This is a genomic window from Candidatus Pantoea deserta, from assembly GCF_003813865.1.
GTDB lineage: Bacteria > Pseudomonadota > Gammaproteobacteria > Enterobacterales > Enterobacteriaceae > Pantoea > Pantoea deserta.
On sequence record NZ_RMVG01000041.1, the window covers coordinates 1 to 6,919 of the forward strand.

The 6,919-nt window shown below is 52.8% G+C and carries 10 protein-coding genes; 9 read left to right on the plus strand and 1 reads right to left on the minus strand.

The window, feature by feature from the left end; genetic code table 11:
* The first annotated feature begins 202 nt into the window (after positions 1-202).
* Positions 203-604, plus strand: coding sequence for a relaxosome protein TraM (locus BBB56_RS23060; protein WP_158673961.1), 402 nt, complete (start codon positions 203-205; stop codon positions 602-604).
* 43 nt (positions 605-647) lie between these two features.
* Here BBB56_RS23060 and BBB56_RS23065 read toward each other — a convergent pair whose 3' ends face one another.
* Positions 648-1,967 (minus strand): hypothetical protein, encoded by a 1,320-nt coding sequence (locus BBB56_RS23065; RefSeq protein WP_123803226.1) that lies wholly within the window; start codon positions 1,965-1,967, stop codon positions 648-650.
* A 283-nt stretch (positions 1,968-2,250) separates the two neighbouring features.
* On the opposite strand from BBB56_RS23065, the gene BBB56_RS23070 reads away from it, so the two are divergent.
* The 8 genes from BBB56_RS23070 to BBB56_RS23105 all read left to right on the plus strand — a co-directional run.
* Complete coding sequence (locus BBB56_RS23070; protein ID WP_123803227.1) at positions 2,251-2,580, plus strand: type IV conjugative transfer system pilin TraA; 330 nt, start codon at positions 2,251-2,253, stop codon at positions 2,578-2,580.
* Positions 2,581-2,589: 9 nt separating this feature from the next.
* On the plus strand, positions 2,590-2,886 hold the full coding sequence (gene traL, locus BBB56_RS23075; RefSeq protein ID WP_158673962.1) for a type IV conjugative transfer system protein TraL: 297 nt from the start codon (positions 2,590-2,592) through the stop codon (positions 2,884-2,886).
* Positions 2,887-2,904: 18 nt separating this feature from the next.
* A complete protein-coding gene (locus BBB56_RS23080) occupies positions 2,905-3,477 on the plus strand; it encodes a TraE/TraK family type IV conjugative transfer system protein (RefSeq protein WP_123803229.1) in 573 nt (190 codons plus the stop codon).
* Positions 3,470-4,195, plus strand: a complete 726-nt coding sequence (locus BBB56_RS23085; protein WP_123803230.1) for a TraK domain-containing protein — start codon at positions 3,470-3,472, stop codon at positions 4,193-4,195. The genes BBB56_RS23080 and BBB56_RS23085 overlap by 8 nt, the downstream gene beginning before the upstream one ends.
* Positions 4,185-5,540 (plus strand): TrbI/VirB10 family protein, encoded by a 1,356-nt coding sequence (locus BBB56_RS23090; RefSeq protein ID WP_123803231.1) that lies wholly within the window; start codon positions 4,185-4,187, stop codon positions 5,538-5,540. The genes BBB56_RS23085 and BBB56_RS23090 overlap by 11 nt, the downstream gene beginning before the upstream one ends.
* The gene (locus BBB56_RS23095; protein WP_123803232.1) at positions 5,537-5,893 is read left to right on the plus strand and encodes a hypothetical protein; all 357 of its coding nucleotides are present in this window, start codon (positions 5,537-5,539) and stop codon (positions 5,891-5,893) included. The genes BBB56_RS23090 and BBB56_RS23095 overlap by 4 nt, the downstream gene beginning before the upstream one ends.
* A 149-nt stretch (positions 5,894-6,042) precedes the next feature.
* Positions 6,043-6,597, plus strand: coding sequence for a type IV conjugative transfer system lipoprotein TraV (gene traV / locus BBB56_RS23100; RefSeq protein WP_123803233.1), 555 nt, complete (start codon positions 6,043-6,045; stop codon positions 6,595-6,597).
* A 7-nt stretch (positions 6,598-6,604) separates the two neighbouring features.
* Positions 6,605-6,919 (plus strand): TraC family protein (locus BBB56_RS23105; protein ID WP_158673963.1); only part of this gene is annotated, 315 nt, incomplete at its 3' end.

The following is a 6,919-nucleotide window of genomic DNA, read 5'->3' on the forward strand; positions in this document are numbered from 1 at the left end:
TTTTAATCAGGTTACCATATGGTTTGTCTAAATAATATCAGTTGGTTAGAATATTATACAGGTTGCAGGTAACCATATGGTTACACATCTTCAGGGTGGTTGTTACCTGATGGTTACCCATGTATAGGGCGCACCCCCTTTGTTATTCTACTGGTCCGATATGTTTTTTTCTGCATTAATAAAAATGAGAGAGAAAATTAATATGAGTGAAGAAACTTACGGTAAACGTAACCGGATTAATCTTACCATCCCTTTTTCGTTACTGGAAAAGATAGACGCGCACGTAGATAAAAAGCTTGAAGACGGAGAGTCGCGGGATACTGCTAATCGTTCAGCCTTCGTCATGGAGATGTTTAAACTTGGATTGCGTGTTTATGAAAATAAAATTAATAAGGACGCTACCGAAAAGACGCTTGACCAGAAACTGGAATTTATCGCTAAAAATGTTCTCGTTAGTGGATTTATTACTGACGCTATCTTCGGTATTCAAAAAGAAACAGTCGATCCAGAAAGAGTCATTAAAAATGAAATGCTTCTTGAACCAGAGTGGATTAAAGCCGTAAACGAGAGAGTGGCTGGAAAGCTCAACGAATACTTTAAGTAATTATATTGTGCCTGATGCCCTCAGCAATGTATCAGGCAATCATCTACTGGTCCTCATTTTCATCAAGCCTGTTATCTTGTTCCTTCAGTGCCTCAATTTCTCTTTTTTGTGCCTCTCTTATATACCGCCTTAACGTCAAAGCATTTATCCCATACTGAGTATAAATTTGCTTTCTTGTATGTCCGTCTCGCAGCACCGCATTCACTGCTTGATCGCGGTCGCGTTTAGACAGTACGTTGCGGTTATCATACTTAACGCGCTTTTCTTTGATGTCATGCGAATCTTTCTTTTTACTCCAGGCTCGCTTTACCGTTGCAACCGTCACGCCAATTATATCAGCAGTTTCTTGAAGGGTTTTACCCTGCACGCGTAGTCGCACCGCATATTCTTTTAATTCATCTGATACGGTTTTGTAATCTTCATGCGTGCCTACGTATTTAATGAGTGTAGCGTTCGTGATATTATATTCGGCCATAATATGCTTTCTGAGAACGCCCTGGCTTAGTTTTATTTTAATTGACTTTACGTCTTCTGGCGTCAGTTTTCTCTCAAGCTCTCGGCGAGAAATGTCCTTTCCGTCACGATTAGCTATTTTTTTAACTGCGTGATATATAACCGAACGAGACACTCCGCAGGCTTTTTCAATTTCACTGATTGTTTTTTTTGGCCTGGAGTGATATATGCGCGCAATCAGCTCCCACTGATTCCAGCGGTAATCCATCGCAGAGCTTCCCTTATGCTTTTTTATGAGCTTGTAAACATAAGATTCAGAGCAATTCTGTTCTTTACATATATCACTGACACGCCAGCCGAGCATAACACGCTCTATAATTTTATCCGCATCGGGACTGGCCTTTTTTTTGGCGGCATTTTGAGATGGATTTTCTTTTTTAACGGGTGCTTTATTTTTTTTACTATCCGGAGCCGCTTTTATTTCAGGCTCAGTTATTTCCAGGGGATCAATGAATACTGCCTTTTCGAGACTGTTCTTTAATTTTTGGGCGTGCCAGACATTTACCTCTGGATGAGGGAGGGGAGTGAGGAAATCCGCACTAACCATTATCCAGGCGGCCGGATCTGAAAAATGACCTGTCTGCGTAAGTAACCGTTCGGCAGCTTCCTTCAGCTGTCTGGCCGGTACACGGTGTTTGATGTAGGCGAGCAGCGGAATGGTAACGAGCTGGCAGGCATAGAACCGGTTTTCTTTGAAAGTGATCGCAAACCAGCCAGGGTCGCGCATGTAATGAATAAGGGCATTTCTGAGCAGTTCAGATAAGACTGCTTCATGTGTTTTACTAAAAACCTCAGCTCCAAAGCCCGCCGGATCCGCGACAAGAACAATCAAATCGGCAATATCAGCCATGATTTTTCATTTCCATTCAGTCAGTTAACCCGTCGTTCGGAAATTTCTACCATAACGATAAACTAAATTGATCGATAAGATCAATAACTTATATTGAAGTGTGTAATTAGCGAGCGTAAAAAAGCGTCATTCAGTAATGAAAGTGTAAGTGTATGTTGCCAAATGACAATCTTCTAAAGGAGGTGTTACCAGTAAGTTCCTAATGTGACTTAAAAATATACCAGAATTAACAAAATATAGTTTAACCAATCGACCATTATATCCCTAACTGAGGAAAATTCCTATGAAGGGCACTTTCTCTTCGTGCGTAGATTACTGCCGCAAGGCAGGGGCGGTAGCGTGGAATAAAGCAAATAAACCTGCTCTGTTCACTGGAATGGCGATCGTGGCTGCTGCTGCTATGCCAGCCCACGCGGAAGACCTTTTCGTAAACGGGAAAAGTACAATTAGCGATACTTTCGGATCTGGAAGTACAGTGGTATGGGTTCTGTATATCCTCGAAATCATCGCTGCCGTGTTTACCTATGTAAAAACCAAGAACCTGGCCGTCTTTGGCGGCATCGCCGCAGTAATGGTGTTTATCAACGTTGCCTTCGGCATCATCCCGTCTTAACGCATGCTAATGGATAAACGTGACCGGTATACCTTTGCGGCTACGTTTTCCGAGCAAAAGCGGTTCGTGGGGCTCCCACCTGATGAGTTCTGCCTGTACGTGCCTCTGGCAATGCTGGCTATATTTCTCAACTTGTGGATTTTCGGCCCCATGCTTTTAGCCGTGGTGGTTGGAATTCGTCACCTCAAGAAAGGCCGCGGTTCTCAGTATCTTCTCAACCTGGCGTACTGGTGCCTGCCTACCTCAGTGATGCGTTTCTTTATCAGCATCCTGCCTGACAGCTACAAACGGCACTGGGTCGCCTGACCCCCCTCCGGAGACAACATGGAATTAAAGCTGCGTTCGGCGGGAAACCGCAATATGGCCGTGGCTATTCTGGTGCTGCTCGTTATCACAATCCTCGCGCTGGCGCTCAGCTGGCGCATTTATGGCGATAACCGGGCGCTGATGAATCAGCTCGTTAATAATCGACAGACCATTGTTATTCCCTACGGCGCGGATACGCCGTTCAGTTTTACCGGCGAGCGCGGCGACGCCCGCTACCTGCGCCTGATGGCGCTGGCGTGGATGAACCTGCGCCTCAACATATCCGACAGCAACGTAGTAGCCAGCCACGAAATGCTGCTGGCGGGTGCCTGCGACGGCGCAGAGAAGTCCCTGAAGGGCGTGCTGGCAGACGAAGCCTCACGCGTGAAAGGAAATAGCGGCGGCTCGGTGTTCTATCCGAAAGACGTCAGCGTCTGGCCGGATAAGGGCATCGTCGATGTGTCAGGCGATCTGCAACTGAGTTACGGCCTGCTTGACGCGAAGCCTGTGAAGAAGCACTACCGCTTGCGCACCGATACCCGAAACAATCGTCTCTGCTGGAGCGCGTTCCTGGAGATCCCCGATGCGTAAAACCCTGCTAATCAGCGCTGTGGCGCTACTGACCGCCTTTAATGCCCTCGCCGAGCAACTGACGCTAAGCCCCGGCGCCCGCATAAACGTGGCGGTAAGCAACACTGACCCGAATTACCTGCGCGTTAACGACGACCACATCCTGAGCGTGCAGGCTGCACAGGGCGTGCTGAGCGCCAAATCCCCGACACCTGAAGGCGCGATTGTGTTTTCTACCGTGACCGACAAGCCGTTCACCATGTTCGTGCAGACTGCGTCAGGCTTTGCCTTCTCGGTACAGGCGACCCCGGGAAGGCGCGCGGGCCTGAGCCTGACAGTTGATAACCGCAAGGTGCGGGGCACGGAGGAGGCGCGGGAGTACGAGCAGAAGCAGGACACCTACAGCTCGCTCATCAGCGGCCTGGTCGGTCGTTTCATTACTAACCGTAAGCCTGCTGGCTACGTGTTCAGCAAAAATACGGACGTCCCGGTAAGCGAGTCGGTGAAGAGTGCGTTTACGTTGCGTCCGGTGACCGCATGGCAGGGTGACCGGGTACGCATTGTGCGCACTGACGTAACCAGCCTCTCCTCGCACCGCATTCGCCTGAGCGAGCGTTACTTCTGGAGTCCGGGCGTAATGGCCGTGGCTTTTCATCCGCAGATGGATGTGCTGGAGCCGGGCGCGAAGGTATCAGTGATCACCGTGTTCCGCACCCGAGGAGGCCGGGATGAACCTTAACAGCCTGGTCCGCGATAAGCAGCGCCGGCTGTTTGCCATCATTCTGGCCGCCGTTGCCGTCATCATCGTCGGCCTGTACCTGGCCAACCGGGGCATGTTCGGTCATGCAGTGGACAACGCGGGCAACCCCGATAAAACTGCCACGGAGCCGGATCTGACGGGCGGTGGCGTGGTTAACACGTTTGACGGTTCGGGACAGGGCTCGCTGCTGGTGAGCGCGCAGAACCGCGAGAAGGAAGCGCGGGAGCAGCTCTCCGCGATGCAGAAAGAGTTCAAGTCGCTGAAAGACCAGATGTCGGACTTGATGAACAACAACAAGTCCCTCCAGCAGAACGTCAGTGACCTGATGAAACAGCTGAAAAATCAACAGGACCATACAAAGTCCGCCCCGGGCGGTAAGCAGAGCGCAGGCTACACACCGCCACGAACGGAATACACCTTTGCACCCGCACCCGTGCAGACGGGCCAGATCGATAACCAGACGTTTGACTACTCGCAGTTTAAGCCCAAAGCGAAAGACACCTCGTTCTGGGTGCCGACCGGTACGTTCTCCGACGCCATCGTAATTGAAGGCGCTGACGCCAACGCGTCGGTGCGCGGGGAGAATAACCTGGTGCCGATGCAGTTCAAGCTCAAGGGAAAAGCGCACCTGCCGGGCAATAACAAATTAGACCGGTTCGATAACTGCTTCGTGACGGCCGCAGCCTACGGCGACATTTCCAGCGAGCGGGCCATCGTTCAGCTGCAGCGCCTCTCATGCATCATTGACGGCAAACACATCGATCAGCCTGTGAAGGGCCACGTCGCCTTTTACGGCAAAAACGGTATCAAGGGCATACCGGTGATGCGCAACGGCAAAATCCTCGGGCTGGCTTTCACCGCTGGCGCGCTGGGCGGGCTGGGACAGAGCGCCTCGCAGGTTGGCCAGACGGTAACCGGGATTGGCGCGACCAGCACGATCAGTGGTGGAGACGTGGCGCGCGGGGCCATTGGCGGCGGCGTGGGCAAGGGGGCGGACAAGCTGGCCGACTACTACATCGAGCGCGCCGAGCAGTATCACCCGATTATCCCGATTGGGGCGGCGAACCGCGTGGAGGTGGTGTTTATCGAAGGCTTCCGCGCGAAATTTATTGAGGATGAAGAGGCCGCAAAGCTCGCAAAAGAACAGCATCGCTCGGGCGGGCAGCAACAGGACATGCAGACGCGCGAGCAGGGCAACAGCGGCCTGCCACCGGATCTCGTGGGCAAGCTCGGTGACGCCACCCGCCTCAACATAAATGACTTCGTGACCCCGACCAGTCACAGCCAGGCGAGGGGCGCGACCCCACAGGATGTAGCGCAATGACGGTCGAAAAAATCCAGTTTCGTCACGCAGAGCACTGCGGCTGGATGGTTTTTACCGAACGGATGGTGACCTGTTTCGGCCGTGAGGCGGACGCCCGCATCCCGGGCCTGCAGGCGCGGGGTTTTGGCGTAAAAAAACTCTACTGCAAACCCGGCCTCATTCCGGACGACGGGTATGTCGCCCTGTTCGGGGAAACGCTGAGGCGACTGCTGGAGGTCGCCCCTGGCGACCCCTTTGCCCTGAGTATGCTGTCCCGGCTCGGGACCAGCGGCAAAAACGGCGGCCTCTTTATCGACTTTATTGAAATCGACGCGCTGTCATCCGGTAGCGCCAGCGGAGAACACCATGCATAAGCCGACCAATCTAAGCATTACACAACCTGCTGATAGCCCGTCTTCTGAGGAGCACTTCCTGATCCCGGGCGAAACCGGGGCGAACAAAAACGTACTGGCCATATCCCTTATCAAAGACCTTCTCAACCGACACGCAGACGGAGCGCATCATGACTAAAGCTCAATCTCTTATCATCAGCGCGCTTGCCATCACGCTGAGCGGATGCGCGGGCATGAACAGTGACTTTGAGTTCGACAAACCCGCTAAGGACTCCGGGGTCTGGATGGCGCAGGCCGATGACATGTCCGCTGGCGGCAGTGGCAACGCTCCGTCAGCCACTTCCGGCGCAAGCAGCTTTACCGGCGCGGGCATACACCTGGATGAATACCGCCTGATTGATACCGGTACTATTCACCTGGACCCTCAGACGGTGATGCCGGCGGGCCGTAGCGGCCAGAACGATGATATTCCGGTGCGCGTGGCATCATCCGGCGAGGTCCGTCCGTTCACTCGGGAAAACGGCGTACTGCGTACTGATATCCGGCAGACGGCGTACTGCAGCGCGGTGCACTGCTTTCCTGAGCCTGCCGCCGCGTTCCGGCGCCCTGATGGTGTGGCGCGCATCTGGATTGCGCCATACGTCTCCCCTGATAATAACGTCCATATGGGCGAGGTCATCTACAGCGTCTCCAGTCGCAGTGACTGGAGCGGCATTCTGATGTGAGGCCCGCATGAAATTTCTGAAAGGCTTCCGCTTTGACCCGCTGAACGTGGTGGACACGGTTGCAAGCATTCTGGGGGAGCGCGATACCACGAGCGAGACGCAGGAAAAATTACAGGAGCTGGATTATCCGCACATCCGCGACCTGCTGCCCTACCTGGACTATGACAGTGAAAGTCAGATTTGGGTGAACAAGGAGTCAGTTGGCTTCGTTATTGAGTCACAGCCGCTGACTGGCGCCAATGAAAAGCTGGCTGAGAGCCTGGAATATCTGCTGCGCGACGTCGCTCCCCGCGACGTTCCGCTCCAGGTGATGCTGATCTCA

Bases quoted from the DNA above. Each gene is read 5' to 3' on its own strand.
- BBB56_RS23080 (WP_123803229.1), top strand. From the start codon at position 2,905: ATGGAATTAAAGCTGCGTTCGGCGGGAAACCGCAATATGGCCGTGGCT.
- traL (WP_158673962.1), top strand. From the start codon at position 2,590: ATGGATAAACGTGACCGGTATACCTTTGCGGCTACGTTTTCCGAGCAA.
- BBB56_RS23090 (WP_123803231.1), top strand. From the start codon at position 4,185: ATGAACCTTAACAGCCTGGTCCGCGATAAGCAGCGCCGGCTGTTTGCC.
- traV (WP_123803233.1), top strand. From the start codon at position 6,043: ATGACTAAAGCTCAATCTCTTATCATCAGCGCGCTTGCCATCACGCTG.
- BBB56_RS23070 (WP_123803227.1), top strand. From the start codon at position 2,251: ATGAAGGGCACTTTCTCTTCGTGCGTAGATTACTGCCGCAAGGCAGGG.
- BBB56_RS23060 (WP_158673961.1), top strand. From the start codon at position 203: ATGAGTGAAGAAACTTACGGTAAACGTAACCGGATTAATCTTACCATC.
- BBB56_RS23065 (WP_123803226.1), bottom strand. From the start codon at position 1,967: ATGGCTGATATTGCCGATTTGATTGTTCTTGTCGCGGATCCGGCGGGC.
- BBB56_RS23095 (WP_123803232.1), top strand. From the start codon at position 5,537: ATGACGGTCGAAAAAATCCAGTTTCGTCACGCAGAGCACTGCGGCTGG.
- BBB56_RS23085 (WP_123803230.1), top strand. From the start codon at position 3,470: ATGCGTAAAACCCTGCTAATCAGCGCTGTGGCGCTACTGACCGCCTTT.